The sequence below is a fragment of the Streptomyces sp. NPDC001549 genome (assembly GCF_042894025.1).
Lineage (GTDB): Bacteria > Actinomycetota > Actinomycetes > Streptomycetales > Streptomycetaceae > Streptomyces > Streptomyces kutzneri.
This window is the reverse complement of sequence record NZ_JBIAVJ010000055.1, coordinates 1-24,776: the sequence shown is the minus strand read 5'-3', so window position 1 is coordinate 24,776 and position 24,776 is coordinate 1. Positions and strand designations below refer to the sequence as shown.

Annotated in this window: 24 protein-coding genes and 3 pseudogenes; 13 read left to right on the top strand and 14 right to left on the bottom strand. The window is 71.8% G+C overall.

Translation table 11 applies throughout. The features are described 5' to 3' along the window. Positions 1-173: 173 nt before the first annotated feature. Complete coding sequence (locus ACFY04_RS42605) at positions 174-827, bottom strand: DUF1326 domain-containing protein (RefSeq protein WP_389126386.1); 654 nt, start codon at positions 825-827, stop codon at positions 174-176. Positions 828-1,034: 207 nt separating this feature from the next. Between ACFY04_RS42605 and ACFY04_RS42600 the strand changes: the two genes are divergently transcribed. Together ACFY04_RS42600 and ACFY04_RS42595 are read left to right on the top strand one after the other, a co-directional pair. Then, a complete protein-coding gene (locus tag ACFY04_RS42600; protein WP_389126385.1) occupies positions 1,035-1,862 on the top strand; it encodes a DUF2182 domain-containing protein in 828 nt (275 codons plus the stop codon). 139 nt (positions 1,863-2,001) lie between these two features. Then, entirely contained in the window at positions 2,002-2,778 is a 777-nt protein-coding gene (locus ACFY04_RS42595) for a response regulator (protein ID WP_389126383.1), read from the top strand. Here ACFY04_RS42595 and ACFY04_RS42590 read toward each other — a convergent pair. From ACFY04_RS42590 to ACFY04_RS42575, 4 genes and pseudogenes are all read right to left on the bottom strand, one after another. Next, a pseudogene (locus ACFY04_RS42590) lies at positions 2,688-4,088 on the bottom strand (GAF domain-containing protein); the annotation flags it as partial. The gene ACFY04_RS42595 and the pseudogene ACFY04_RS42590 sit on opposite strands and share 91 nt — an antisense overlap. A 157-nt stretch (positions 4,089-4,245) precedes the next feature. Further along, positions 4,246-6,828: a cation-translocating P-type ATPase gene (locus ACFY04_RS42585; protein ID WP_389126382.1), complete on the bottom strand. Its 2,583-nt coding sequence runs from the start codon at positions 6,826-6,828 to the stop codon at positions 4,246-4,248. 8 nt (positions 6,829-6,836) lie between these two features. Next, entirely contained in the window at positions 6,837-7,694 is an 858-nt protein-coding gene (locus ACFY04_RS42580; protein WP_389126381.1) for a universal stress protein, read from the bottom strand. Then, positions 7,691-8,599 carry a universal stress protein gene (locus tag ACFY04_RS42575; protein ID WP_389126380.1) on the bottom strand — a complete coding sequence of 303 codons (909 nt, stop codon included), beginning with the start codon at positions 8,597-8,599 and terminating at the stop codon, positions 7,691-7,693. The genes ACFY04_RS42580 and ACFY04_RS42575 overlap by 4 nt, the downstream gene beginning before the upstream one ends. A 263-nt stretch (positions 8,600-8,862) precedes the next feature. On the opposite strand from ACFY04_RS42575, the gene ACFY04_RS42570 reads away from it, so the two are divergent. The 5 genes from ACFY04_RS42570 to ACFY04_RS42550 all read left to right on the top strand — a co-directional run bounded on the left by ACFY04_RS42570 (position 8,863) and on the right by ACFY04_RS42550 (position 12,391). Then, positions 8,863-9,531 (top strand): CBS domain-containing protein, encoded by a 669-nt coding sequence (locus ACFY04_RS42570; RefSeq protein WP_389126378.1) that lies wholly within the window; start codon positions 8,863-8,865, stop codon positions 9,529-9,531. Between the two features lie 34 nt (positions 9,532-9,565). Next, the gene (locus ACFY04_RS42565) at positions 9,566-10,453 is read left to right on the top strand and encodes a universal stress protein (protein ID WP_389126377.1); all 888 of its coding nucleotides are present in this window, start codon (positions 9,566-9,568) and stop codon (positions 10,451-10,453) included. 34 nt (positions 10,454-10,487) lie between these two features. Continuing rightward, positions 10,488-11,102 (top strand): CBS domain-containing protein, encoded by a 615-nt coding sequence (locus tag ACFY04_RS42560; protein ID WP_389126375.1) that lies wholly within the window; start codon positions 10,488-10,490, stop codon positions 11,100-11,102. Positions 11,103-11,206: 104 nt separating this feature from the next. Next, the gene (locus ACFY04_RS42555; RefSeq protein WP_389126374.1) at positions 11,207-11,365 is read left to right on the top strand and encodes a hypothetical protein; all 159 of its coding nucleotides are present in this window, start codon (positions 11,207-11,209) and stop codon (positions 11,363-11,365) included. A gap of 24 nt (positions 11,366-11,389) precedes the next feature. Further along, the gene (locus tag ACFY04_RS42550) at positions 11,390-12,391 is read left to right on the top strand and encodes an Acg family FMN-binding oxidoreductase (protein WP_389126373.1); all 1,002 of its coding nucleotides are present in this window, start codon (positions 11,390-11,392) and stop codon (positions 12,389-12,391) included. Between the two features lie 184 nt (positions 12,392-12,575). Here ACFY04_RS42550 and ACFY04_RS42545 read toward each other — a convergent pair whose 3' ends face one another. The 8 genes from ACFY04_RS42545 to ACFY04_RS42510 form a co-directional block, all read right to left on the bottom strand. Beyond that, entirely contained in the window at positions 12,576-12,878 is a 303-nt protein-coding gene (locus ACFY04_RS42545) for a DUF1876 domain-containing protein (protein ID WP_389126371.1), read from the bottom strand. Positions 12,879-12,913: 35 nt separating this feature from the next. Beyond that, entirely contained in the window at positions 12,914-13,510 is a 597-nt protein-coding gene (locus ACFY04_RS42540) for a hypothetical protein (protein WP_389126370.1), read from the bottom strand. A gap of 38 nt (positions 13,511-13,548) precedes the next feature. Further along, positions 13,549-14,046 carry a flavodoxin domain-containing protein gene (locus tag ACFY04_RS42535; protein ID WP_389126368.1) on the bottom strand — a complete coding sequence of 166 codons (498 nt, stop codon included), beginning with the start codon at positions 14,044-14,046 and terminating at the stop codon, positions 13,549-13,551. 206 nt (positions 14,047-14,252) lie between these two features. Next, on the bottom strand, positions 14,253-14,702 hold the full coding sequence (locus tag ACFY04_RS42530) for a universal stress protein (protein WP_389126366.1): 450 nt from the start codon (positions 14,700-14,702) through the stop codon (positions 14,253-14,255). 118 nt (positions 14,703-14,820) lie between these two features. Continuing rightward, entirely contained in the window at positions 14,821-17,220 is a 2,400-nt protein-coding gene (locus ACFY04_RS42525) for a glycoside hydrolase family 65 protein (RefSeq protein ID WP_389126365.1), read from the bottom strand. After that, on the bottom strand, positions 17,217-17,978 hold the full coding sequence (locus tag ACFY04_RS42520; protein WP_389126363.1) for an HAD family hydrolase: 762 nt from the start codon (positions 17,976-17,978) through the stop codon (positions 17,217-17,219). Before ACFY04_RS42520 ends, ACFY04_RS42525 begins: the two co-directional genes overlap by 4 nt. After that, positions 17,975-18,661, bottom strand: coding sequence for a helix-turn-helix domain-containing protein (locus ACFY04_RS42515; RefSeq protein ID WP_389126362.1), 687 nt, complete (start codon positions 18,659-18,661; stop codon positions 17,975-17,977). The genes ACFY04_RS42520 and ACFY04_RS42515 overlap by 4 nt, the downstream gene beginning before the upstream one ends. A gap of 5 nt (positions 18,662-18,666) precedes the next feature. Then, entirely contained in the window at positions 18,667-19,743 is a 1,077-nt protein-coding gene (locus tag ACFY04_RS42510) for a zinc-dependent alcohol dehydrogenase family protein (RefSeq protein ID WP_389126360.1), read from the bottom strand. Positions 19,744-19,917: 174 nt separating this feature from the next. Between ACFY04_RS42510 and ACFY04_RS42505 the strand changes: the two are divergent. Together ACFY04_RS42505 and ACFY04_RS42500 are read left to right on the top strand one after the other, a co-directional pair. After that, a pseudogene (locus ACFY04_RS42505) lies at positions 19,918-20,208 on the top strand (MBL fold metallo-hydrolase); the annotation flags it as partial. Positions 20,209-20,212: 4 nt separating this feature from the next. Next, complete coding sequence (locus ACFY04_RS42500; protein WP_389126359.1) at positions 20,213-20,866, top strand: CBS domain-containing protein; 654 nt, start codon at positions 20,213-20,215, stop codon at positions 20,864-20,866. Positions 20,867-20,946: 80 nt separating this feature from the next. Here ACFY04_RS42500 and ACFY04_RS42495 read toward each other — a convergent pair whose 3' ends face one another. Then, positions 20,947-21,501 (bottom strand): winged helix-turn-helix domain-containing protein, encoded by a 555-nt coding sequence (locus ACFY04_RS42495; RefSeq protein ID WP_389126357.1) that lies wholly within the window; start codon positions 21,499-21,501, stop codon positions 20,947-20,949. Between the two features lie 756 nt (positions 21,502-22,257). Between ACFY04_RS42495 and ACFY04_RS42490 the strand changes: the two genes are divergently transcribed. The 4 genes and pseudogenes from ACFY04_RS42490 to ACFY04_RS42475 all read left to right on the top strand — a co-directional run. Further along, the gene (locus tag ACFY04_RS42490) at positions 22,258-23,457 is read left to right on the top strand and encodes an acyl-CoA dehydrogenase (protein ID WP_389126356.1); all 1,200 of its coding nucleotides are present in this window, start codon (positions 22,258-22,260) and stop codon (positions 23,455-23,457) included. Between the two features lie 128 nt (positions 23,458-23,585). Continuing rightward, positions 23,586-24,044 (top strand): RrF2 family transcriptional regulator, encoded by a 459-nt coding sequence (locus tag ACFY04_RS42485; protein WP_389126354.1) that lies wholly within the window; start codon positions 23,586-23,588, stop codon positions 24,042-24,044. Positions 24,045-24,142: 98 nt separating this feature from the next. After that, positions 24,143-24,286 (top strand): putative leader peptide, encoded by a 144-nt coding sequence (locus ACFY04_RS42480; RefSeq protein WP_389126352.1) that lies wholly within the window; start codon positions 24,143-24,145, stop codon positions 24,284-24,286. 260 nt (positions 24,287-24,546) lie between these two features. After that, positions 24,547-24,776 (top strand): annotated as a pseudogene (locus tag ACFY04_RS42475) (sulfate ABC transporter substrate-binding protein); the annotation flags it as partial.

Below are 24,776 nucleotides of genomic sequence, written 5' to 3'. Positions count from 1 at the left end.
AACTGCTCCCGCAACCGCTCCGGGTAAGGGCCGTACCTACCGATCGGCAGGTACGGCTCGATGAACTTCCACTGGGCATTGGTGAGTTGCCTGCGCGTCACGACCACAGTCCTACCGGATTCCGCCCCGCGAACAGGACAGAACCCAAGAATGATCACGACACCACACAGGCCCTAGTCGGGCCCGGTCCAGTCGAAGGTGATGTGCTTGCTGGACCGGCCTTCGCGGCTCCAGAGGAAGCCGTGGGCATCGGCGCGGTCCACCGTCGAGCGGCCCCAGGTCGCGACCTGGCCCGGTCCGGTCTCCGCACCCGGCAGGTTGGTCGACTGGACGCGCGCGCCCTCCGGGGTCGTGGGTCCCGTGAGCGCGACCGCGCTCGCCTCGACCCGGCCCGGTACCGCGGCCCGCCAGCTCGCGAGGTCGTCGGCGACCTCGATCTCGATGGGGCTGAACTCCATGCCGCGCATTTCGGCGCCCATCATGCCCACCATCTCGGCGGGCCAACTGCCCGCCTGCCCACCGAAGATCATCTGAAGTGCCTCGCGCTGGGGGTCGTCGGCGCGCTCGTCGACGAAGACCGCGGCGTACGTGTCCGTGTGCTCGGCCCAGATGTTGCCGACGAACGAGGCCAGCATCAGCACGTTCAGGCCGTCCAGCCGCACGTCACCGTAACGGCCCTCGCGGATGTGCCAGGCCAGGACGCCGTCGCAGTCGCCGTGCGTGGGCAGCTGTGCGAACGAGCAGGGGCAGGGCACGTTGCACTTGCAGGTGTCGAACCAGTCGCCCGCCGCGTGCCACCGGGGAACGGTCGCCGTCGTCTCGGACATCTCCCTGCCTCCTCCTGACCGTGCCGGGGCGTCGGTCTCGGGAGGACGGCGGAGCCCCCGGGAACCATCGCCGGCCCACGCCCGGGTCGTACGGGTGTCCATCCCGATTGTCCCACCGCAGGGGTCACCCGGAGGAGGTGTTTTCCGCATACACACGTACACGCGTTCCCGCGCGCACCCGCAGGTCCGCCGTGATGTGCTGGAGGTGTGCGCCTCGACCGGAAGGCCCTGTCACCCCCTCTGCGTCCGGCAAATCTGCTGTCGGCCCGGCAGCTTGCGTTCGCCTGGTCCGTGATGGCGTCGATCGCCCTCCTCGCCTGGGTGCTGGTGGTCGACCAGGCCCGTGACATGGGGGTCGAGCCGGGAACCATGGGTATGGGCGTCCCGCTGTTCCTGCTGCTGTGGCTGGTCATGATGATCGCCATGATGTTCCCGTCGGTGGCCCCGGTGGCCCTCACCTGGGCGCGGGCCATCGGGCGCCGGTCGCCCACGGGAGTCGTGCGGGTGGCTCGTACCGCCCAGTTCGTCGGCGGGTACCTGCTGGCCTGGACGGCCTTCGGCCTGATCGCCTACGCGCTCCTCGCCGGGACCGGGGCCCTGGTGGACGAGCACCCGGGCGCCGGGCGCTGGATCGGCGCCGGGGCCTTCCTGGTCGCCGGGCTGTACCAGTTCGGCCCGTGGAAGGACCTCTGCCTGCGGCACTGCCGGAGCCCGATGGGCCAGCTCGTGCGCTACGCGGGCTTCCGGCCCCGGGCCCGCGATCTGCGGGTCGGGGCGCACCACGGGGCGTACTGCGTGGGCTGCTGCTGGGGGCTGATGGTCGTGCTTGTCCCGCTGGGCGTCATGAACGTTCTGGCGATGGCCGCGGTGGCCGTGGTGATCTTCGTGGAGAAGCTCTGGCGGCTGGGCCCCGTCTTCTCGCAGGTCGTCGGAGCCGCCTTCCTCATACTCGCGGTACTGAGCCTCTTCCAGCCCTGGCTGCTGCCGGGCCTGATCCCGCCGCAGTCGCCCATGACCGAGATGCTCCGCCCTTAGGCCGTTTCCTTCAGATCATCGGATCGCCGGTTGATGCGTGTCGCCGCCCAGGGAAACGGCCCGGGCCGGTGCACATGACCCCGTCCTGAGACAATCCGAGTGGAAGCATGCGCAGCGTCCTCCAGATCAGGCGGCGAACATGTCCGACGTACCGAGTGCCTCCGCGGAGGCCCCCGTCAAGGTGTTCCTCCTCGACGATCACGAGGTGGTCCGGCGCGGGCTGCGGGACCTCCTCGATGCCGAGTCGGACATCACCGTGGTGGGCGAAGCGGGCACGGCTGAGCAGGCCCTGGCCCGCGGGCCGGCGCTCCGCCCGGACGTCGCCGTCCTCGACGTACGGCTGCCCGACGGTGACGGAATCACGGTCTGCCGGGAGCTGCGCTCCCGCATGCCGGACCTGGCCTGCCTGATGCTGACGTCGTTCGACGACGAGGACGCCCTGCTGGACGCGATCATGGCAGGGGCCGCCGGGTACGTGCTGAAGCAGATCAAGGGGTCCGACCTGGTGTCCGCCATTCGTACGGTGGCCACCGGGCAGTCCATGCTCGACCCGGCCACGACCGCCCGCCTGATGCACTCACTGCGCGACTCCGAGGCCGCCAAAGTGCCCGAGGCCACCCGCCTGGCCGCCCTCTCCGAGCGGGAGCGCGCCGTCCTCGAACTGATCGGCGACGGCCTCACCAACCGCCAGATCGCCAAACAGCTCTACCTGTCGGAGAAGACCGTCAAGAACCACATCTCCCGGCTGCTGGGCAAACTGGGAGTCGAGCGGCGGGTCCAGGCAGCCGTCATCGCCGCCCAGGTCCACGATCAAGGACACGCAGGGGCCGGGGCGAATCCGAGCGCCGCGGCGGCTTCGTCCACGGCCTGGACCGTGCGGGAGCGCAGCTTGGGTGTCGCGCCGGGCGCCTCGTGATCGCGGAGCCCGAAGATGGTCGAACGAATGATCTTGATGGTGGCGTCCAGGTCGTCGATGGCGCGGGCCAGGCGTTCGGATGCCTGGGGGTGGTCGACGAAGCGCTGGGCGCTCTGGAGGGTCATGCCGGTGGCGAAGAGGCGCTGGATGGCCAGGTCGTGGAGGTCGCGCGCGATGCGGTCGTGGTCTTCGAGCAAGCTCATCTGCTCGGCGTCGCGGCGCCGCTCCGCCAGTTCGAGGGCGAGGGCCGCCTGGCTTGCGAATCCGGGCAGGGCGGCGACCTCGGCGGTGGCGAACCCTGTGCGGCCGTGACGCCGGGCCAGGACCAGGATTCCGCTGAGCTTTTCCTTGGTGCCGACGGTGACGGCGACGGCCGGGCCGAACCCCGTCCACCGCTCCGGCTGGACGGTGACGCGCGGGTCGGTCGCCACGTCCGCGACCGTGATCAGCCCTTCCTTCGCCACGGCGGCCTCGGCCAGGGTCCCGGCGGTGCTGGGCAGGACGATGCCCCGGTGTGCTTCGGCGCCGTCTCCCAGGGCCAGGGAGCCGCACAGTTCTCCGGATGGTCCGAGCAGGTAGAAGACACCCATGTCGGCTCTGGTGATGTCCATGGCCCGCGCCAGCATGCCTGCGAGGACCTCGTCCTGGGGGGCGCCGGAGAGCAGAGCGCTGGTGATGTCCGAACTGGCGGCCAGCCAGCGCTCGCGCAGGCGGACCTCTTCGAAGAGACGGGCGTTCTCGATGGCGATGCCGGCGGCGACGGCGAGGGTGGACAGGACCGCCTCGTCCTCCTCGTCGAAGGCGACGCCGCCGCGCTTTTCGGTGAGGTAGAGGTTGCCGAAGACGTCCTCGCGCACACGGATGGGGACGCCGAGGAAGGAGTGCATCGGCGGGTGGTGGGCCGGGAAGCCGTAGGAGGCGGGGTGCTCGGACAGCTCGGGCAGTCGCAGGGTTTCCGGGTGCCGGATCAGCTCGCCGAGGATGCCGTGGCCCGAGGGCAGTTCGCCGATCTGCGCACGGAGGTCGTCCGTGATGCCGACGGGCAGGAACTCCGCCAGCTTTCGGTCGTCGCCGATGACACCGAGGGCGCCGTACTCGGCGTCCACGAGGACGACGGCGGCCTCGACGATGCCGCGCAGGACCTGGGGCAGGTCCAGCTCACGGCCGACCGACATGACGGCCTCGAGCAGGCCGTTCAGCCGGTCGCGGGTGCCCCGGACCTCGTCCATCCGTGCCTGGAGCTCGTCGAGCAGCTCGTCCAGCCGCAGCCGTGGCACGCCACCCTGGGCGGGCCGGCCGTCTGCGCACATGTCCCACCTCCGGCCGACGGGAACGGTGGAGCGTCACCTCCCTCACCGTAGTCCCGGCGGGAACGGAGTTCCCGCCGGGCAGGGTGCTGCTGCTGCATACGGTGGGCCATGAGCGACTCGGCGTGCAGGCCGTGTCCGGGTGCGTACGTCTGCACGGTCATGCCTTTCCGTGGAACGCGCCCCGCATGAGCCGGGCGGCGAGGAATGCCGCGAGGGCGGCCGCGAGAGCGAGTCCCGCGCCGGTCCGGCCCACGGGCTCGGTGTCCAGCAGGGACTGCAGCGCGGGAACGTACAGGGCGGCCGTCGCCAGAAGGGCGGAGGCTGCCACGGAGGCGGGGAGGAAGAGGTTCTGCGTGGTGCACAGCCGGGCCCGCAGGCCCAGGGCCACGCCCAGCTGAGCCGCGAGCAGAGCCAGGAAGAGCACGCTCTGCCAGGGCAGGTCCATGGCACGCGCGACGACGCCGGCGGCCAGGCTGCACGCCGTCACGGCCGCGGCGAGAACGAGGAGGCGCTGCCACACGCCCGCGGCCAGGATGTGCTGTCCAGGGGGTCGGGGCGGGCGGTGCATGGCCTGCGGACTGACAGGTTCCGCGCCCATCGCCACCCCGGTCAGACCGTGGGTGAGGAGGTTGATCCACAGGATCTGACCTGCGCGCAGCGGCAGGGGCAGGCCGAGGAGGGGGCCCGCCAGCATCACCAGGATCTCGGCGGTGCCGCCGGCCATGGCGTAGACGAGGAAGCGGCGGATGTTGTCGTAGACGCGGCGCCCTTCCTCGACGGCCGTGACCACGGTCGAGAGCTCGTCGTCGGTGAGCACCAGGTCCGCCGCCTGCCGGGCCACCTCCGTGCCGCGGGCACCCATGGCCACGCCGATGTCGGCCTGGCGGAGCGCGGGACCGTCGTTGACCCCGTCCCCGGTCATGGCGGTGACGGCGCCCCGGGCGCGCCAGGCGCGGACGATGTCCAGCTTCTGCTGCGGATCGGTCCGGGCGAAGACACGGACCCCGGTCAGGTCGGTGTCCGGGGCCGCGGCCAGCTCGGGGCCGGTCATGACCTCACCGGCGGGTCCGTCCTCGACCAGGCCGGTGCGTACGGCGATGGCGTGGGCGGTCGCCGGGTGGTCGCCGGTGATCAGGACGGGGGTGATGCCCGCCGCGCGGCACGCCTCCAGGGTCGTGGCGGCCGCCGCTTTCGGGGGGTCGCTGATCGCGACGAGGCCGAGGAGGTTCAGTCCGTGCTCGGCCTGATCAGCGGGCAGGTCCCACACGAGCCGCTCCGCCCCTGCCACGGCCAGGACGCGGAATCCCCGGGCGGCCAGGAGCGCAGCCTGGCGACGGGCCCGGTCCAGGAGCTCCGGGGGCTCGGTGAGCACCGTGGACATCAGGACCGCCTCCGGCGCCCCTTTGAGGCACACGAGCACGTTCCCGTCGGGAAGGTGGTGCAGGGTGGTCATCCGCTTGCGCAGGCTGTCGAAGGGCGCCTCCGCGAACCGGGGGCAGATCTGTCGCAGCACAGCCTGGTCCGGGCAGTCTGCTTTGGCAGCGGCTGCCAGCAGCGCCGCCTCCATGGGATCGCCCACGGCCCTCCACGCATCGGCACCCTGACGGGGCGGCCGCAGACTCGCGTCGTTGCACAGGGCCGCCGTCGTGAGCAGCTCCTGCAGCGGGCGGAGCCGCTCGGGTGACAAGGAGTTCCCCGCGCGGGTCAGGTCGCCCGTCGGTTCGTAGCCGGTGCCGGACACGTCCGCGACGCCGGAGGGCACCCACAGCTGCTGGACCACCATGCGGCCCTCGGTGAGCGTGCCCGTCTTGTCCGTGGCCAGCACGCTCACCGAGCCCAGGGTTTCGACTGCCGGCAGGCGTCGGACGAGAGCGTTGCGCGCCGCCATCCGGCGCGCCCCGAGAGCGAGGGCGAGGGTGACCACGGCCGGAAGGGACTCCGGCACCGCGGCGACGGCCAGGCTGATGGCGGTGACGGCCATCGTGCTCACGCTGAGGCCGCGGACCAGGCCCAGGGCGAAGAACAGCACGCACAGGGCGAGGGTGACGGCCGCCAGGACGCGGCCCAGGGAGGCGAGGCGGCGCTGGAGAGGGGTGGGCTCGCGGCCTGTGTCGAGCAGCGCCGCGATCCGGCCGAGGGCACTGGCGGATCCGGTGGCAGTCGCAGTGGCCGCACCCCGGCCGCGCACGATGACCGTGCCGGCACTGATCGTGTCGTTCGCGGCCTTGTCCACGGGTTCGGATTCGCCGGTGAGCATGGATTCGTCGACCAGGAGCGCGGTCGCGTCGGTGAGATCGGCGTCCGCGGCGACCACGTCCCCCTCCCCCAGGAGCAGGGTGTCACCCGGCACCACGACCGCTGCCGACACCTCATGCGGGGTTCCGTCCCGCAGCACCCTCGCGTGCGGGGCCGAGAGGGCGGAGAGCGCGGCAACGGCGTGGTCCGCCCGGACCTCCTGCGCCACTCCCACGGTGGTGTTGAAGACGACCACCAGGCCGATGACGACGGCGTCCGGATGGTCCCCGATCACGATGGTCAGCAGCGCCGCTCCCAGCAGCACCAGGATCAGCGGGTCACGCAGCTGCGCCAGCACCCGCCGGTGGAGCGGCGTGGGCCGCGGCGGTTCCACTTCGTTGCGCCCGTACCGGGCCAGCCGCCGCCCGGCTTCGGCCTGCGTCAGCCCCGGCCCCGGCCCCGCCAGGGAGCCGGCAGGCGGCGCGTCGGTGGTGCGACTGCTCATGGCCGCCTTCACTCCGCCGGTACGGTGATCACCGGGCAGTGCGCCCGGTGCAGGAGTCCGTGGACGACGGAACCGAGCCGCATGCCGGTGTATCCGCCGCGGCCGCGGCGGCCCACGATGACGGCCAGGGCATGCTCGGCCCCGCGTGCCAGCTCCTCGACGGGGTGGCCGGTCAGGACCTCGTGGGTGACGTGCACGTCCGGGTACTTGTCCGACAGGCCGGCGGTGGCCTCGGAGAGCAAGGTGCGCTGGGCCCGCAGAGCCACCTCCTTGTCGTCCAGCGTGAACACCGGCCGCTGCCACACGCAGACGGCCCGGAGCGCGGCTCCGCGCAGATCGGCTTCGTCGAAGGCGAACGCCAGCGCGGCGGTGGCGGACGCGCTGCCGTCGATGCCGACGACGACGTACGGCGGCTGCTGGCTGATGTGCTCCGCGTCGCCCACGACGACGACGGGGCAGCGGGCCTGGGCGCTCACGGGAACCACGGTGGATCCGGCGCTGAGGAACTCGGCGGTGCGGCTCAGGTGCCGGGAGCCCAGGACGACCAAGCGGGCGTCCTGGGCCACGCCGCCCAGTACAGGAGCGGGGAACCCTTCCAGCAGATCGCCGGTGACCTCCACTTCCGGATGCCGGTCGCGTACCCAGCCGCAGGCCTGTTCGAGCCTGTCGGCTGCCGCCCGCCGCAGGGCTGTCCGGTCAGGTGTGCCGTCGACGTGGTGGGTGTCGTGCCGGGGCGGCACCGCGAGCACCGGACGCAGGGGGAGCCTACGGCGTTGCGCCTCGTCGGCGGCCCAGGCCAGGGGCAGGTGCCAGTTCCTGGCCGGGTCGATACCGACGACGACGTCACGGCTTCGGGGGCCGGTCATGACCGGGCCCCGAAGTCGCTGCCGGTTCGGGGGATGAGCAGGACGGGGCAGTGCGCGTGGTGCAGCACGCTGTGCGTGGCCCTGCCCAGGTTGCGGGCCAGTCCGAGGGCGCTGGGGACACGGCGGCCGCCCATGACGAGCAGGTCGGCGTGGCGGGAGGCTTCGACCAGGACGCCGGCGACGGAGATGCTCTTCTCGGCATCGGCCCGCACTTCAAGATCGGGGAACTCGTCGCGGACCCCGTCCGTGACGGCCCGGAGGGCGTCTGCGTGCGCACCTGCGATCGCGTCGACGCCGTCGAGCATGCTGACCACTTCGCCGACGGACTCCATCACGTTCCACACGTGCAGGAGCCGGAGGGATCCCTTGCGCAGTTCGGCCTCGCGCGCGGCGTACCGGGCGTACAGAAGGTCGTGCTCGTCACGGACGGCGGCGAGCACGGTGCCGGTCTCCTCTGCCCCGTCGATGCCGCGGACGACGACGACCGGGGTCATGGCGGCAGCGGCGACGTCCAGGCCGACCGAGCCGAGCATGAGGGAATTGAAGCCGCCCAGGCCGCGGTTGCCCACCACGATCGTGCCGTGCAGGGCTCCGGCCTGGTGCAGACTGTGGGCGGCGTCCGCGCGGCTGAACTCCGTGCTCACGTGCAGACCGGGGTACTCGTCCGTCACAGCCTTCGCCGTGTCGTCCAAGAGCTGCCGGCCGTTGGTGCGGACCCGTTCGACGGTCTCCGCCGACAGGTACAGCGCCCTGCCGTCGATGTCGGCCCCGTAGACGATGTACAGGGGGCGGTCGCGGCGTACGGCCTCCCCCGCTGCCCACATGGCAGCGGCGCGGGCTGTGTCCGAGCCGTCCACGCCGACGACCACCGTGCTTGTGTCCGGGGTGCGGAATGTGTATTCCACGGTTCCTCCCAACCGAGAAGCCGATGCGGACACCACTCACGCTGGCACCGTCAGCGCCCGGTGCAGAGGGCCGCACGGGACCACGATCGGGACCAATGGTCCCCATCCGCCCCGGCACCGCCCCGTTCCTCCGGCCCGCATGGCCCGTACGGCCCCCGGACGGGGCCGTTCGGCCCTCGATCGGGGGCGGGCACCGGCGGATGGTGGGGGCACACCCGACTCGGACACATGCCTCGCACGACACGGCGGAGCAGGAGGGCGTCATGAAACACATCAAGGTGGCGGATCTGATGACCGACGAAGTCGTCTCCGTGGCCCCGGAGACCGCCTTCAAGGATGTCGCCAAGCTCCTCGCCCAGTACGGCGTCTCCGGGCTGCCCGTCCTGGACGACGAGGACCGGGTGGTGGGTGTCGTTTCGCAGACGGACATCCTGGCCCACGTGGCGCCGGACCCGCGCCCGGCCCGGCCGGCCGTTCCACCGGCAGGGCCGCCCAACGCCGGAGACGTCATGTCCACGCCCGCGGTCACCGTCCACGCCGAGGCGACCGCCGCCGACGCCGCCCGGCTGATGACCCGCCGGGGCATCGAGCGGCTGCCCGTCGTGGACGAGGAGGACCGGCTGGTCGGCATCGTCACCCGCAGGGACCTGCTGCGCCTGTTCGTCCGCCCCGACTCCGAGATACGCCGGCGAGTCACCGACGAGGTCCTCACCGAGGTACTCGGCGTGCCGACCGGCGACATCGACGTCCACGTGGTGGACGGCTTCGTCACCCTGAACGGCCGCGTCGAACGCCGGAGTCAGCTGGCTGCGCTCCTCAGCCTCGTCGAACGGCTCGATGGAGTCGTCGCTGTGGCATCGCACGTCGGAGCCCGAACCGACGACACACTGGCCACGCACGCCGGCCACGCACGCGATGCGCAGCCGTGGTGAAGAGGTGCCGACCGGGATGGGAGAGGCTGCAGCCATGAAGAACCACGTGACCGTCGGAGTCGACGGCTCCCCCGAGAGCCGGGCGGCCGCGCGCTGGGCCGCACAAGAAGCCGCTCTGAGACACGTACCCCTGCGTCTCGTCCACGCCGTCGACTGGCCCCTGGACCCGGTGTTTCCGGGTCTGGGCCGCCAGGACGTGGATCGCTGGGCCGACCAGGCCCTGACGGAGGCCGCGGAGGAGCTGCACCAACGCCATCCCCGGCTGGAGATCACGACTCGCTGTCCGGCGGCCCGGCCGGCAGCGGCCCTCGCGGCCGAGGCCGCCGACGCAGGATTGCTCGTCCTGGGCTCGCGAGGCCTGGGCGGGCTGGCCGGGTTCCTCGTCGGCTCGGTCGCGATGTCCGCCCTCGTGGCCACGGACACCCCGGTCGTCATGGTCCGGATCGCCGACGCCCCGGACGGCCCTCGGACCGCCTCCGGCTCCGGCTCCGGCTCCGGCTCCGAAGTCGTCGTGGGGGTCGACATCCACGAATCGTGCGACCGTGTGCTCGCCTTCGCCTTCGAAGAGGCGGCCCGGCGGGACTGTGCACTACGGGCCGTGCACGGCTGGAAGATGCCGCTCGCGTACACGTACGTCCCGTTCTTCGACCCGGACGACGAGCGGGACATCGGCAGGAGCATCACGCACATGGTGGACGACATGCTGCTGACCTGGCGGCACAAGTTCCCGGACGTGGACGTCAGCCACAGCGTCTTCATGGGATCCGCGGGCGGCCAACTCGTCCGGGCTTCGCAGGACGCCGGACTCGTCGTCATCGGACGCCACCTGCGCAGCTCTCCCCTCGGAACGCACCTGGGCTCCGTCGCCCACGCCGTCCTGCACCATGCTGCCGCTCCGGTGGCCGTCGTCGCCCACGAGTAGACGGCTGGAGCACCCCCTTGATGGAGCAGAGGCCATGAAACACCTTCGAATCGTTGATGACGTCATGACCCACGCCGCGGTCTCCCTCGACCATGGGACAGCGTTCAAGGACATCGTGGAAGCGTTGCGCATGTGGAACGTCAGCGCCCTGCCCGTCCTGTCCGGGGACGGCCGCGTCATCGGTGTCGTCTCAGAAGCCGACCTGCTGCTCAAGGAACAGGGCACCGGCACCGCGGGCGTCACCACCGCAGAGCGGCTGATGACCCGCCCCGCCGTGACCGTGACGAAGGACGCCGCCATCCCCGCAGCGGCCCGTCTGATGGCCCACAGCCACCTGAAACGCCTTCCCGTCGTCGACGGCGACGGCCGCCTGACCGGCGTCGTCAGCCGCGGTGACCTGCTGAAGGTCTACCTGCGCCCCGACGCCGACATCGCCGCCGAGATCCGCGAGATGATCACGTATCAGCTGATTCCACGGAACTCCGTCGAAGTCCACGTCCACGTGGCCAACGGTGTCGTCTACCTCTACGGTTCGCTGCCGGAGCCGACGCTGGAGGACGCCGTCGTGCGCGCTGTCGGCACCGTACCCGGCGTGGTGGACGTGAAGGCGGACTTCCCCGTCCCCGCGTCCGGAGCCGGGCAGAGCTGACCTGGGGCTAGGCCGTTCGGTCCCGGATAGGGCCGCTCGGGCCCTACCCGGAGCACGGCGCACGGCGGAGCCTGGAAGAGCCGATCGGCCACAGGAGGAACGCCATGCCGAACCGGATCACGGTGGGTCCGGCCGGACCGGGCGCCGTCGGCGCCGCGGCCGACCGGGCCGCGCGCGCGGCCGCTCGGTACCCGCATCGGCCCGTCACCCACGCGGTGATGCACCACGCCCGCTCACCGGTCGCCGTCGTGGCACACGACTGAGGCCGCACAGACAGGAACAGTCCCGTGACCGCAACCATCCTCGCCCCCGGCACCGTCGCCGAGCTCGTCGGCGACGCCGTCACCGCCCCGTCCATGCACAACGCGCAACCGTGGAAATTCGTGTTCAGCCCTGAAGGCAATGTCCTCGAGCTGCACGGCGATCCGGACCGTGCCATGACACGGACCGATCCCCATCACCGGGCTCTCCACCTAGGTTGTGCGGCTGCCCTGTTCAACCTGCGCGTGTCCGCGGTCCACCACGGACTCCGGGCTCGCGTGCGGTTGCTGCCCGACGGCTCCCGGCCGTGGCTGCTGGCGACGGCGGCACTCGACGGGCCCTCCGACGAAGAGCACGAGCTCGCCGCCCTGCATTCCGCTCTCCGGCGGCGGCACACCAGCCGCTTCCCGTTCGGTGACGAGCCGGTGCCGGACGCTCTCATGGACGGGTTGAAGAGCGCCGCCCGTCTGGAGGGTTGCCGGCTGACCGTCCCGGGCGACTGGCACATCGAGACCGTGCTCGGGCTGGTGCGGGACGCAGAGCACCGGGAGGACATCGATCCGCTCGTCCGGGCCGAGACCTCTGCCTGGGCTGCCGATCCACATGCCCCGACCGGAACCGCCGGAACGCGCCGTGACGGCATTCCCGCCACCGCGTTCGGTCCGCGCAGTTCCGCGGGCCCGTCCCCCGTACGCGACTTCGGCCGCGACCGTCCTGCGGCGGATCGCGGCTGGGCCGTGTTCGAGAAGCGGCCGCAGCTGGCTCTGCTGGGCACCCCGGCGGACACGCGGGTCGACTGGATGCGGGCCGGACAGGCGCTGGAGCGTGTCCTCCTCCAGGCGACCGCCGACGGCCTGGCGACCTCGATGACCTCACAGCCCCTCGAGTGGCCGGAACTGCGGTGGACGGTCCGCGACCCGCTGGAGGTCATGGGCCAGGTCCAGATGGTCCTGCGCCTCGGCTACGGGCCCCACGGACCCGGCACACCCCGCCGCCCTGTCGCCGACGTTCTGGAGATCCACGCGTAGCCACCCCTCAGGGCGGGAGAATCGCGGGACGGCGGCGCCTTGCACCGCGGACGGCAGACCGAGGGTCCCGGCTCCGGAGAGTTCCGGGTGGAACGCAGTTCGCCCGGCGGGTACCCGGGATGCGGTGCCACCCGGCGGTGACCCGTCCCCGGGTCCGGCCCGAGCACCCTGCCTGGTCACAGAACTAGCTGACCGCGCCGTTCATCCAGCCGCTGTAGGGCGTGAGCGACACCTCCCGCGGCGCGGCCCCGACCTTCACCATGTCGCCGTAGGCGATGCGCTTGAGCTGGGCGGCAAGATCCTCCAGCGCGCGGGCTGCGGCGAGTTCGTCGCCGATCTCGGGAACGTCCTCGTCCTCGGGGTTGCAGCGGGCAGTGCCGTGCCCGGTGAGCCGGTTGGTTCCGGTGTCGAGTTCGACGCGGACCTTGGTGGTGCGGTCCTCCTCGAACAGGTAGACGCGGGTCTTCCATTCGGTCGTGTGCGACATGGTGTTCCTCCACGGGTTCAGGAGCGGTGGCGGTCTCAGTCATCGCCGCTTCCCTGTCCGGGTCGCAGACGGCCGGACCACCGGGGCTCGACGCTCGCCCATTCGCTTGCCCATGCCCGTCCGCTGCGTGCGTCGACGATCCGCAGGCGTGCGTGGACGGCTGCGCCGGCTGCGAGCATGATTCCGGCCGCGGCGCCGGTGCCGAGGCTGATGGCGTTCAGCGCGATGTGGGCCGTGCCGGGCGGGGCGGTGGTCGCATCGCCCTGGTCGTCGATCCAGAGGCGGACGGTTTCGCCGTTTCGGGTCGCTGCCGGGACCGGCACGGTTTCCGTGTGGACGCGGTGGGAGGTGTCGCGCCAGGTCGCGGGAGCCACCGGGACAGGGCGGGTGGTCGGCCCCGGCCCGGCCCGGTAGGTGGTTTCGCCGACGGTCACTGCCGTGACGGAGTACCGGTGGCGTGCGATCTCTGCCGCGGCGCGACCGGCGTCCGTCCAGGCGCTGCGTCCGACCGCGACGCCGCAGATCACGGCCAGCAGGCAGGCCAGCATGAACGCGGCACGCAGGCGGGCGCGGGTGCGGTCGGCGTCGCGCCTGAGCGGATTGCGCTCCCTCCCCGGCCTGCGGTGATGCATGACGCGCCTCCGTGCTGTGTGCGTGCCGGGCCGCCGGCTCAGGCGGCGAGCTCGGCGCCGATGTGGTGCGCCCAGGTCCGGATCCGCTCGGGATTGCGGAAGTCGCCGCCCTTGCCCTGGCGGGTCAGTGCCTTCGCGAGGAACCCGGGGGTCCGGGCCGTGATGCTGCCGCCGAAGGTCATGTGCTCGCGCGCCCCGATGAGCTGCATCTGCCGGGCGACGGCCGCGACCGGAGGGACGTCATGTTCGTCGGCGGAACGGTCGAGCGGGCCGCTGCTGAACAACCACACCGGCCGGTGCCTGAGGGACTCCGCGTTGCGTTCCGCGCAGTGCTTGGCCTTGCTGCTCCAGTGCCCGGCGTACAGGGAACCTCCGAGAACGACGGCGTCGTAGGCGCGGACGTCCCGAACATGGTCGGCGGGCAGGACAACGGCATCCAGACCGTCCTCGCGGAGGGTCTCGCCGATCTGCTCGGCGATGCCTGCGGTGGCACCGTGCTTGGTGCCGTAAGCGATCAGAACTCGCTTGGTGCTCATGACGGGTACTCCTCGGCGGCGTGATGAAGGTCTGTTGTCACTGTCACGCAACCCGGGGCGGTACCGCATGGGCCGGACGGATCCCGGCGAAGGCCATTCGGTCCTCGCCGACAACGGCTCGCCTCGGTGCCGCCCACGTCCTCACCCGCTCGCCCGGAACCCGGAACCCGGAGCCCGGAGCCCGGAGCCCGGAGCCCGGCAGGGAACTACTCGGCGGGTCCGTCCGGCCGGACGATCGTGACCGGGCAGGAGGCATGGAGTGCCACCTGCTGGCTCACCGAACCGAGCAGGGCCCGGCGGAAGCCGCCGTGGCCGCGGCTGCCCACGACCAGCATGTCGGCACCCACTGCCTGGTCCACCAGAACCTCGGCGGGATTGCCCCGTACCAGGCGCTCGTGGACCTGGGAGGCACCGCCCTCACCGAGGACCGTGCGGACCTCCTCCACCAGGCGCCGCTCGGCCTCCTCCTCGTCGAAGTCGGCGTCGACCGCGGGAGCCGACCACGTTCCGGCGCCGGGCAGGTCCCAGGCAGTCACTGCTTCCACCTTCCCGCCCACCAGGCCCGCGTACCGGACCGCCCAGCGCAGCGCGGCCTGGGACGAAGGCGATCCGTCGACACCCACGACGACCCTCGGAATCTCCAGCTGCTCGTCCATCCCGGCTCACCCTTTCGATGGCTGTACAACCGCAGTGTGCGAGGCGGGTACGCCCCGCCGTGCGGAGCGGCCGAAGCCGCGAACGCTGCCCGAACCGGCGGATGCCGGCGGACTCCTTCTAGTGCTGGGACAAGCGGAACCACCTTTCCTGACCTGCTGAAACGCTCTCTCGCCTGTCTCCGGGCAGAACGAGGGGCACGGGGCCCAGCGGGGACGGCGGCACCCTGATGCCGATCCGTCCGGGCCGGAAGCTGATGCGGACGTCCCGGTGTCCGAGGTAGCACACCGAGAACGAGGAGGCCGGTACCTCGGAGAGCGGTACCGGGTCGACGTGCAGGCCGTCCGTCCCGGGATCGAGGCCGACGATGCCGCGCTCGACGAGGTCGAGCGTGCCGCCCATGGCGCCGAGATGGATTCCCTCGCCGGTGGTGCCTCCCTGGATGTCGGTGACGTCGCCGAGCAGGGCTTCCTGGCAGTAGCGCCACGCGCCCTCGCCCTGCTGCCGCATGAGGATCCAGCCGTGGACGAGGCTGCTGAGCGTCGAGCCGTGACAGGTGCGCCGCAGGTAGTACGCCATCGTCCGCCGCCAGAGCTCGTCGTCCAGGCGGTAGCCGAGGTGGAAGAACAGGCGGGAGAGTTCCGCGGGGCGGAAGAGGTAGCCGAGCATGAGGGTGTCGGCCTGCTTGGACGCCTGGTAGCGGTTGGGCGTGTCACCTTCCGCCTCCAGGATCCGGTCGAGGCGGCGGATGTCGTGGTAGCGGGAGCGGTAGGCGTCCCAGTCCAGCTCGGCAAGGTCGCCGTAGCCCTGGAACTGGCTGATCACGTCACGGTGGAACGGCACGAACAAGCGGCGCGAGACGTCTTCCCAGTCGCGGAGGTCGTCCGGGCTGACGGCCAGCTGCGCGCGGAGCTCGGCGCGTCTGGCCGCGGGCAGCGTTCCGTACAGGTCGAGGGCGCGGGCGAGCACCCACGCTGCCGTGACGTTGGTGTACGCGTTGTCGTCGATGCCGGGCGCGGGGGCGTCCGGGTAGGCGTCGTGGTACTCGTCCGGGCCGACGACGCCGCGGATGCGGTACCGGCCGAGGCCGGTGTCCCAGCTCGCGGCGCCGGCCCAGAAGCGGGCGATGTGCAGGAGGAGTTCGGCGCCGGGGCCGTGCATGAAACCGGTGTCGCCGGTGGCCTCGCCGTACCGCCACACGTTCCAGGCGATGGCGGAGCCCACGTGGTGCTGGAGGTGGGAGTGGTCGGGCAGCCAGCGGCCGGAGTGCGGGTTGAGGTGCAGCCGCTGTGTCTCCTCGGCTCCGGAACTGCCGCTCTGCCACGGGAACATCGCCCCGTGCGCTCCGGCCCGGCGCGCGGCTTGCCGGGCTGCGGGGAGGCGTCGGTGCCGGTACATCAGCAGGGCGCGGGCGGTTCCGGGGAAGTGCAGTGCGAGGTAGGGCAGGACGAAGAGTTCGTCCCAGAAGACGTGGCCCCGGTAGGCCTCGCCGTGCAGGCCCCGGGCCGGGACGCCGGCGTCGAGTTCCGCGGTGTGCGGCGAGAGGGTCTGCAGGACGTGGAAGGCGTGGAGGCGCAGGACCCCTCCGGTCTCGCCCGGTGCTTTCACCTCGCCCTCGTTCCACAGCCGTTGCCACGACGCCCTGTGGGAGGCCAGCAGGGTGGAGAAGTCCGGAGCGTGTCCCACGTGTTCGACGCTGCCCCTCACGGGGTCGTCCCAGGGGCGGTCGAGCGAGGTGAACAGGGCCGCGGTCTTCACGACCACCACCGGCTCCGCGCGCCGGACCGGCAGGACGAACGTCTGCCGGGCCAGGGTGGCCGTACAGGCCCTCCCGACGGGCGCCGGAGGCCGTGCCCAGGTGCGGACGGCGAGCCCGATCCGCAGCCGTGAGGTGGCGGTGGTACAGGCCAGCCAGGCAGTGCCTTCCGCCTCCACTCCGGCCCGGTGCTCGACGAGGTGCTGCCCGGCCAGCGCGCGGTAGCGGTCCACGCCCGCGTTGGTGACGTCTCCGTCGAGCACGGACCGGATCTCGATCCTGCCGTGCCAGCCGTATGCGCTGAGGACGGTGCGCTGTGCGGCGAGACGGGGGTCACCGATGTGGACGAGACGGGTGTGGGTGACGCCCAGGCGGCGGCCTTCGGTGTCGTGGAAGAGCATGCGCCGGGTGAGCGTTCCCGCCTGCAGGTCCAGTGTGACGCGACAGTGGCGGAGGGTCGGGTGGTCAGGGGTGAGCCAGTCGCCGGGTGGTGCGCCGTCGGGCAGGCAGCGGTAGCGCAGGGCGGTCCAGTCGGGCAGCCGGACCATGTCCTCGTTGGACGTCTTTCGCCCGGCGACGGTGGAGGTGAGCCGGTCGTAGCAGCCGGCCAGGTACGTGCCCGGGTAGTGGACGTCGTCGGCGGCGCTCTCGGGGGCCGACCCCCGGGTGGCGAAGCGGCCGTTGCCGAGGGTGCACAGGGACTCGACCAGCCGCTCGGTCTTGGGATCGTAGCGGTGGTACTCCCAGCGCCAGGGGGCGTTCACGGGTCACGGCCGTCTTCGAGGGCGGCCGGCAGTCCGGTCAGCCCGGGGAGCACGAGGTGGGCGCCGTGCGCGAGCAGGGCCTCGTCCGCGTGTGCGTCGTCGTCCCGGTCGAGTCCCACGACCAGGTGGAACCGGCCCCGGTGCCCGGCTTCCACGCCGACGAGGGCGTCTTCCACCACGGCGGCCCGCGCCGGAGCCGCGCCGAGGCGGGCCACGGCTTCCAGGAAGAGGGCGGGGTCGGGCTTTCCCGGCAGGGCCAGTGCGGCAGCGTCCTGACCGTCCACCACGGCGTCGAAGAGGGTGTCGAGGCGGGTGATCTCCAGGAGGCGGCGGGCGTGCCGCGAGGCCGATACGGCCGCACACCGGACGCTCATCTCGCGCAGCCGCCGGAGCGTGGGCCGGACGTCGTCGAAGACGTCGACACCGTGGGTCCGGAGCGTCTCGGAGAAGATCTGCTCCTTGCGGGCCGCGACGGCGTGGACGGTGGCGCACCCCGGCGGGTCCTGCGGCGTCCCGGAAGGCAGGTCGATGTGGCGTGCGGCGAGGAACGCGCGTACGCCGTCGAGGCGGGACCTGCCGTCGACCAGGTCCCGGTATTCGCGGACGGCGTCGAACGCCTGTGGTGGTCCGGCGGCGGGGGAAGGCTGCCATCGCGTGAGGCAGCCGTCGAAGGCCGCCTTCCAGGCGGCCGCGTGGCGGACCGCCGTGGCGAGAAGCACTCCGTCGGTGTCGAAGACGACCGCGTCCACTTCGTTCATGGCTCGTGCGCCACGCGACGGCCGGTCAGCCGGACGGGGGTGAGTTTCAACCAGTGGGTGCGGGGGCCGCCCGCCCAGGGCTGGGAGCGGGCCGTGGCCGTCAGGTGCCGGATCTCTGCGGGCTCCGTGACGGCTTCCAGTTCGCCCACCGCCAAGACGCTCCAACCGCCGGCGGTGACGTCGTCGATGTTGTCGATCTCGAAGGCGGCCTCGGTGCCTGCCGCTCTGGCCGCGAGGGCTTCCGCGGCGGTGCGGAACGCGATGTCGGGGCCCGCGATCAGGTAGTTGACCGGGAGGACGGCCGGGCCTTCGGGGGTGAACACGGCGATGCGCCCCACTCCGTGGGTGCCCAGCAGCGTGCGGCACTCGTCCTCGTCCAGTGCGACCAGCGCGGTGTCGCGGCGGGCGGTGGAACGGCCGCGGACGCGGTCGGCGCTCGCACCGGTCAGGTCGTCGACCGTGACGCCGAGTACGTCGGCCATGCGGACGAGGGTGCCGATGGCGGGAGAGGCCGCGTGTTCCTCCAGGTAGGTGATGTAGTGGACGTCGGCTCCGCACTTGCGGCCCAGTTCTTCACGGCTGAGACCGAGGGCGGTACGGCGGGCTGCGATGCGGCGGCCGAGGTCGGTGCGGCCGGCCGTCTGGCCGGACGGCTGGGGGCGGGTGCTCGGCGTGCTGTTCACGGCACTCACCGCTCCTGGGCCGGTACGGCGACCGTGTCGTGCTGCGGTCCGCCGAGCACGACCTTGAGGGCGCCGGTTTCACCGGCGCGGGAGAAGACGTCGTACGCCTCTTCCATCTGGCCGAGTTCGAAGCGGTGGGTGACCATCGCGGCCCCGGGGAGGCGGCCTGCGGCCATCATGCGCAGCAGCATGGGCGTGGAGTGGGTGTCGACGAGACCGGTGGTGATGGTGACGTCCTTGATCCAGAGGTCTTCGAGGTGCAGGGTGGCGGGCTTCCCGTGCACGCCTATGTTGGCGACGCGTCCGCCGGGGCGGACCATGCGGGTACACATCTCGAACGCCTCCGGCACGCCCACGGCTTCGATGACCACGTCCGCCCCGAGCCCGTCGGTCAGGTCCTCCACCAGCCGCTCGGGCTCCTCCTCCGCGTTCGCGGTGGCGTCGGCACCGAGGTCCCGCGCGGCGCTGAGCCGGGACGCGGCGAGGTCGACGGCGATGATCCGCCCGGGGCTGTAGAGCCCTGCGGTGGCGATGGCGGCCAGACCGATGGGTCCGGCACCGACCACGACCACCGTGTCGCCGGGGCGCACGTTGCCGTTGAGCACGCCCACCTCGTAGGAGGTCGGGAAGATGTCGGCGAGCAGCACGGCATCGTGGCTGCTCACGGCGCTGGGGAGCGGGTGGACGGAGAGGTCGGCGAAGGGGACGCAGACGTATTCGGCCTGGGTGCCGTCGATGGTGTGGCCCAGGACCCATCCGCCACCCCCGCGGCACTGGCCGTAGTGGCCCTCGCGGCAGAACCGGCAGCGGCCGCAGGAGGAGATGCACGAAATCAGCACGCGATCGCCGGGACGGACGTTGCGCACGTCGCCGCCGGTTTCGACGACGGTTCCGACGGCCTCGTGGCCGAGGATCCGGCCGGGTGTCACCTCGGGTACGTCGCCCTTGATGATGTGCAGGTCGGTGCCACAGATGGTGACGGCGTCGACCCGGATGATCGCGTCGGCAGCGTCCTTGATCGCGGGGTCCGGGACGTCCTGCCAGGAGGTCTGTCCAGGGCCTTGGAAGACGAGTGCCTTCATGACTGCTGCCTCTCTATGCTGCGCGGGAAGGGGTCACCGCCAGGCTGTGCCCATGGGCCTCCGTCCCGCATGGGCCGGTCGGTCCCTGCCGGGGGACCAGTGGGCTCTCTCTGTCGCGTCCTGGCGGATGCGACGGTGGAATCCGGCACCCGTCCGCGAAAGGAGGCCGCTGCCATGTCCCAGCCGGCCCCGCCTCCCGCCTCCCGTCCGGCGCTGCTGAGGTTCCTCGGCGGTGTCCGGACGGTCACCGGCAGCAAGTTCCTGATCGAGAGCGACCACGCCCGGATCCTCGTCGACTGCGGGCTCTTCCAGGGTGTCGCGGACCTGCGCCGCCGCAACTGGGACAAGCTGCCCTGCGACGCCTCCGACCTCCACGCCGTCGTCATCACGCACGCCCACCCGGACCACTGCGGCTACCTCCCCCGCCTGGTACGGCACGGCTTCCGCGGCCCGATCCTGAGGACTCACCATGACCTCCACCCCGTACACCGTCGCCGACGTCATGACCACCAAGGTCATCGCGGTCACCCCGTCGACCGGCTTCAAGGACATTGCCGCCGCCATGAAGCGGTGGAAGGTCACCGCCCTCCCCGTCATCGAAGGCGAGGGGCGCGTCGTCGGCGTGGTCTCCGAGGCCGATCTTCTCCCCAAGGAGGAGTTCCACGAGCACGACCCCGGCCTGATCGAGCAGATGCGCCGCCTCGGCGACACCGCCAAGGCCGGCTCCACGCGGGCCGAGGAGCTGATGACGACCCCCGCGGTCACGATCCGCCCCGACGCCACCCTGCCCCGGGCCGCCCGCCTCATGGCGGACCGCCACATCAAGCGGCTCCCGGTGGTCGACGCCGACGGCACACTCCAGGGCATCGTCAGCCGCGCCGATCTCCTCAAGGTCTTCCTCCGCACCGACGAGGAGCTGGCCGCCGAGATCCGGCACAGCGTCGTCGAGCGCCTCTTCCCGCTCTCCCGCAAGGCCGTGGGGGTCACCGTCTCCCAGGGCATCGCCACCCTGACCGGCGAGGTCCGTGACCGCGACATGATCCCGATGGCCGAACACCTCACCCGGTCGGTCGAAGGAATCGTCGACGTCCACTGCCGGCTCCAAGCGCTCGCCCCTGCCTAGGCCTCGGGCTCGTACTCGTACTCGTCGCTCCCGCCGAGCCGGCCCTCGCGCCGGCCTGGGGCCCGGGCCGATCCTGGGGGCTACCGGTGGTCGGGAACGTACCTGTAGCCGACGCGGCGCACGGTGGAAATGCGGTCCCGGTGGACGGGGCCGAGCTTGCGGCGCAGCCTGGCCACGTGGACATCGACGGTACGGCCGTCGCCGATGTGCCCGTAACCCCAGATGCCCGAGATGAGGGCATCACGCGTGTGAACCGTGTACGGGTGCGCCACGAGGTGGGCCAGGAGGTCGAACTCCAGGTAGGTGAGATCGAGTTCGCGCCCGTCGACCTCGACCAGCCGGCGTGCGCGATCGACCCGGACGGCGTCGTCGGAGTGGTCGGGTTCCAGCTGCTGAGCCGGTTCCGGCTCGGGGGCCGGAGGCGTCCCGGGCTCGACGAGGGGACGGGTCTCAGGGCGTATGCCGTGCGCGCTCATCACCGCCGCCGGGTCGACGTTCGCCGGCAGGAAGACGAGGTATCCGACGCGGCCGCCATCGGGCTCGTGGACGGAGACGACGGGCGGACGGTCGCCGACGAGCTGGAGGCGCGGCGCCGGGGAACGGCGGAGGGCGGGTGCGGGAAGTGCGGTGGTCACGATGAGCCCCTTCGGCTGCTCGGAGTCGGATGGAAATGCCGGGTGTTCGGCCACGACGGGGCAGGGGTCTCCGCGACGGATGCGAGCGGGAGGGTCGGCGCACCGTACGCCTGGCGGACCCGTACGGCTCGAAGGCCGAGGGCACGAAAGCGCGGCGCACAGAGAGAAACGGCAGCCGGCGCACCGGCGCGCGTCGAGGAAACGCCCTGTCGAAGAAGCCCTAAACGGGTCGGCAGACGGCGCTGGCGACGAGACGGAAGTCAACGTGCCTGCGACGTACGAGCAACGGCTGCGACGGGGACATGGCCACATGGTGAGGTGTGCGACGGGCACGCGTCAACACTTCCCTACTGATTGCATAGGAAAGTGCTGGCAGCCATCACATCGGGCGAACTCCTCGGGTTCACGCACCCCCTGACACCGGGTCCGGCTGCGCCCCGGCCTCCAAACCGGCCTCCGACCTGCACCGTCTTCCATGTCGAGATCGAATTGTCCACCATTCGGTCACGCTCTTGCCGGGGAGGCCGCTGCGGGAGTATTCCTATCACTCCGATGGGAATAGTGGGGATGCGGTGAAGTGCGGTCGCCCACCCCCGCCTCCCACCCCTCGCGCGCCTCCCACACGTTCCAGCAACCGGCCGACGCCGCCCGACAATGTTCCGGAGCAGTCGACATGACGACCGCCTTCCCCCATGGCACCACCGTCCACCCAGCCCGCGCGCCACACAGCGGCGCTCGGGCCTGTCGGTGACGCCGGTGCCGACGACACCCGGCACCGCCGGCCACCGATCCGCCGACGCACGGCACCGCGCGCTCCTGCGTACCGCCCGCGATGTGGCGGAGGACCTGGCCGCGGACGCCATCGTCCGCGATCAGGCGGGCAAGGAACCGACCGACGAGACGGCCCGGCTGCGCGAGGCCGGCCTGCCGGCGGCCCTCACCCCGCCCGGGCCGGGCCGCGGGGCGGACTGGCGTACCGGATGCGCCGTCATACGGGAGATCGCCGCGGCGGACAGCTCTGTCGGCGACGTACTCGCCCGCCACTACGTGCACACGTGGAGCGGCCGCTTCTACGCGGGTCACGAGCACGCGACCGCCCTCGAAGAGGAGTCGGTGCGCGAGCAGTGGCTGTGGACCGGCGCCGTCCGCACTCCTTGGCCCGACGACGACACCGATGGACCGGACCTCACGCTGAGGCGGCACGCCACCGGCTACGTGCTCAGCGGGCGCCGGGCGGTGGACACGGCGGTGGCCACCGCCGACCAGATCGTGGTCGACGCCGTCTGCGCCGCGAACGGTGAGGTCCTGGTCGTACGGATCCCGCCCGGCGCACGGGGCGTGACCGTCGAGCCCGCCCACGATCGCCTCGGACAGCGCGTCGCCGGCGCGGGCGAGGTCGTCCTCGACCGGGTCACCGTCACGCCCGAGCAGGTGCTGGGCCGCCGGCCGCACGACGAGGAGTCGACCGCACCCTTCACCGCGCTCGCGGAGCCGGCGCTCCGGCTCGCCCTGTGCCACGTCGGCCTCGGCATCGCCGAGGGTGCCCTCACCGAGGCGCGCGACCTCAGCAGGGGCGGCCGCGCACACCGGCTGCCCGGCGAGGACCCGGACCTCTTCCTGACCTACGGGGAACTCGCCTCCGCCGCCCAGACGGCCACCGCCGTGGTCGACCGGGCGACGGACGTGATGGCGCAGGCCCTCGACACGGGGCCGCACCTCGATGCGGAGGGAGCCGCGGGCGTCGCCGCCCTGGTCGCCACGGCCGAGACCGTGACGTCGAAGGCCGCCCTGCGCATCACCGCCCGGGTGCTGGAGCTCGCCGACGCGCCCGGCCTGGACCGCTTCTGGCGCAACGCCCGGGTCCTGACGGCCCACCGCCCTGCCGCGCACCGCCTGCGCTCCATCGGCGAGCACTACCTCAACGGCTCCCACCGCGCGGTGGCGGCGTTCCGCTGACGCAAGCGTCGGCTCGGGTCGCGGCCCGCGACCTGTCCCGCGGCTGCCGGGCGGGTACACGTACCCTCCCGGCGGCCGACTGCCACCCACGGCGGACACCCGCCCCAGCCATGCCAGATAATGTCCGTATGCGGATCTCAGCCAGGGCGGACTATGCGGTACGTGCCGCGCTGCAGCTTGCCGCGTCACAGGATGACGGGCCGGTGAAGGCAGAGGCCATCGCCGACGCTCAGGACATCCCGCACAAGTTCCTCGAGGGCATCCTGAACGATATGCGCCGAGGCGGTCTCGTACTCAGCCAGCGGGGCGGCAACGGCGGCTACCGGCTGGCCAGGCCCGCCCAGTCCATCAGCATCGCGGATGTGATCCGCGTCGTGGACGGACCGCTCGTCTCGGTGCGCGGGGTCCGCCCGCCGGACCTGTCCTACACCGGCCCCGCCCAGGCGCTGCTCCCCCTGTGGATCGCACTGCGGGCCAACGTGCGCGAGATCCTCGACGGTGTGACACTCGCCGACGTCGCCGCGTCGGACCTGCCCGCCGACGTATCGGCGCTGACCGACGCCCCCGGCGCCTGGACTAATCCCTAACCTCACGCCCTGCGCCCCACCTGCATGTTCTCAGATATCGAGATCTCGACGTCCGCGATACGGACAACCCCTTGGGGCGGGTCTCCTCCTCTGCCAATATGCCTACCAACCAGGTGGGGAAACTAGGAATCCAGGGAGTGGCCGTGCGAACACTGCATCACGCAGGCCTGATGCCGCCTCTGACCTCCCGCCGACACATCGACCTGGTCCGTACGTCCAGCGCCATCTGTCAGCCCGGCTGACATCGTTCGCCGGGCCTGACGCCGCACGCAGGTCACCACCGGGCGCTGCCCGGTCAGCTCTCCGTCCGCCGGGCGGGCCCCTCGGCCGACCTCACCGACCGCGTGCCTTCGCGCGCGGACGTCCGATGTCCGTTCCCCGGCCTGCAACCGCGACCCCGCCGCCGACGGCCGGGAGTGGCTTCCGTGTGCGCCGATGGCTTCGCGTCGCCCGCCTCCGTCCCCGTACCTCCCTGAAAACCATCCCGTGAAAGGACACCTCCGTGTCTGCCGCAAGACCGCTCACCGCCCTGCGTGCCATCGCCGTCACAGCGACCCTTCCCCTCCTGCTCACCGCCTGCGGCTACGGTTCCGCGGCGAAGAAGGAGGAAGACAAGTCCGCCAACACCAGTGTCGACGCCGGCAAGAAGCTCTCCGCTTCCGAGGTCCGCATCGGGTACTTCCCCAACCTGACGCACGCCACCGCGCTGGTCGGCCTCCAGGAAGGCCTGAT

Bases quoted from the DNA above. Each gene is read 5' to 3' on its own strand.
- ACFY04_RS42605 (WP_389126386.1), bottom strand. From the start codon at position 827: ATGTCCGAGACGACGGCGACCGTTCCCCGGTGGCACGCGGCGGGCGAC.
- ACFY04_RS42595 (WP_389126383.1), top strand. From the start codon at position 2,002: ATGTCCGACGTACCGAGTGCCTCCGCGGAGGCCCCCGTCAAGGTGTTC.
- ACFY04_RS42585 (WP_389126382.1), bottom strand. From the start codon at position 6,828: ATGAGCAGTCGCACCACCGACGCGCCGCCTGCCGGCTCCCTGGCGGGG.
- ACFY04_RS42580 (WP_389126381.1), bottom strand. From the start codon at position 7,694: ATGACCGGCCCCCGAAGCCGTGACGTCGTCGTCGGTATCGACCCGGCC.
- ACFY04_RS42570 (WP_389126378.1), top strand. From the start codon at position 8,863: ATGAAACACATCAAGGTGGCGGATCTGATGACCGACGAAGTCGTCTCC.
- ACFY04_RS42565 (WP_389126377.1), top strand. From the start codon at position 9,566: ATGAAGAACCACGTGACCGTCGGAGTCGACGGCTCCCCCGAGAGCCGG.
- ACFY04_RS42560 (WP_389126375.1), top strand. From the start codon at position 10,488: ATGAAACACCTTCGAATCGTTGATGACGTCATGACCCACGCCGCGGTC.
- ACFY04_RS42555 (WP_389126374.1), top strand. From the start codon at position 11,207: ATGCCGAACCGGATCACGGTGGGTCCGGCCGGACCGGGCGCCGTCGGC.
- ACFY04_RS42545 (WP_389126371.1), bottom strand. From the start codon at position 12,878: ATGTCGCACACGACCGAATGGAAGACCCGCGTCTACCTGTTCGAGGAG.
- ACFY04_RS42540 (WP_389126370.1), bottom strand. From the start codon at position 13,510: ATGCATCACCGCAGGCCGGGGAGGGAGCGCAATCCGCTCAGGCGCGAC.
- ACFY04_RS42535 (WP_389126368.1), bottom strand. From the start codon at position 14,046: ATGAGCACCAAGCGAGTTCTGATCGCTTACGGCACCAAGCACGGTGCC.
- ACFY04_RS42530 (WP_389126366.1), bottom strand. From the start codon at position 14,702: ATGGACGAGCAGCTGGAGATTCCGAGGGTCGTCGTGGGTGTCGACGGA.
- ACFY04_RS42520 (WP_389126363.1), bottom strand. From the start codon at position 17,978: ATGAACGAAGTGGACGCGGTCGTCTTCGACACCGACGGAGTGCTTCTC.
- ACFY04_RS42510 (WP_389126360.1), bottom strand. From the start codon at position 19,743: ATGAAGGCACTCGTCTTCCAAGGCCCTGGACAGACCTCCTGGCAGGAC.
- ACFY04_RS42500 (WP_389126359.1), top strand. From the start codon at position 20,213: ATGACCTCCACCCCGTACACCGTCGCCGACGTCATGACCACCAAGGTC.
- ACFY04_RS42485 (WP_389126354.1), top strand. From the start codon at position 23,586: ATGCGGATCTCAGCCAGGGCGGACTATGCGGTACGTGCCGCGCTGCAG.
- ACFY04_RS42480 (WP_389126352.1), top strand. From the start codon at position 24,143: ATGCCTACCAACCAGGTGGGGAAACTAGGAATCCAGGGAGTGGCCGTG.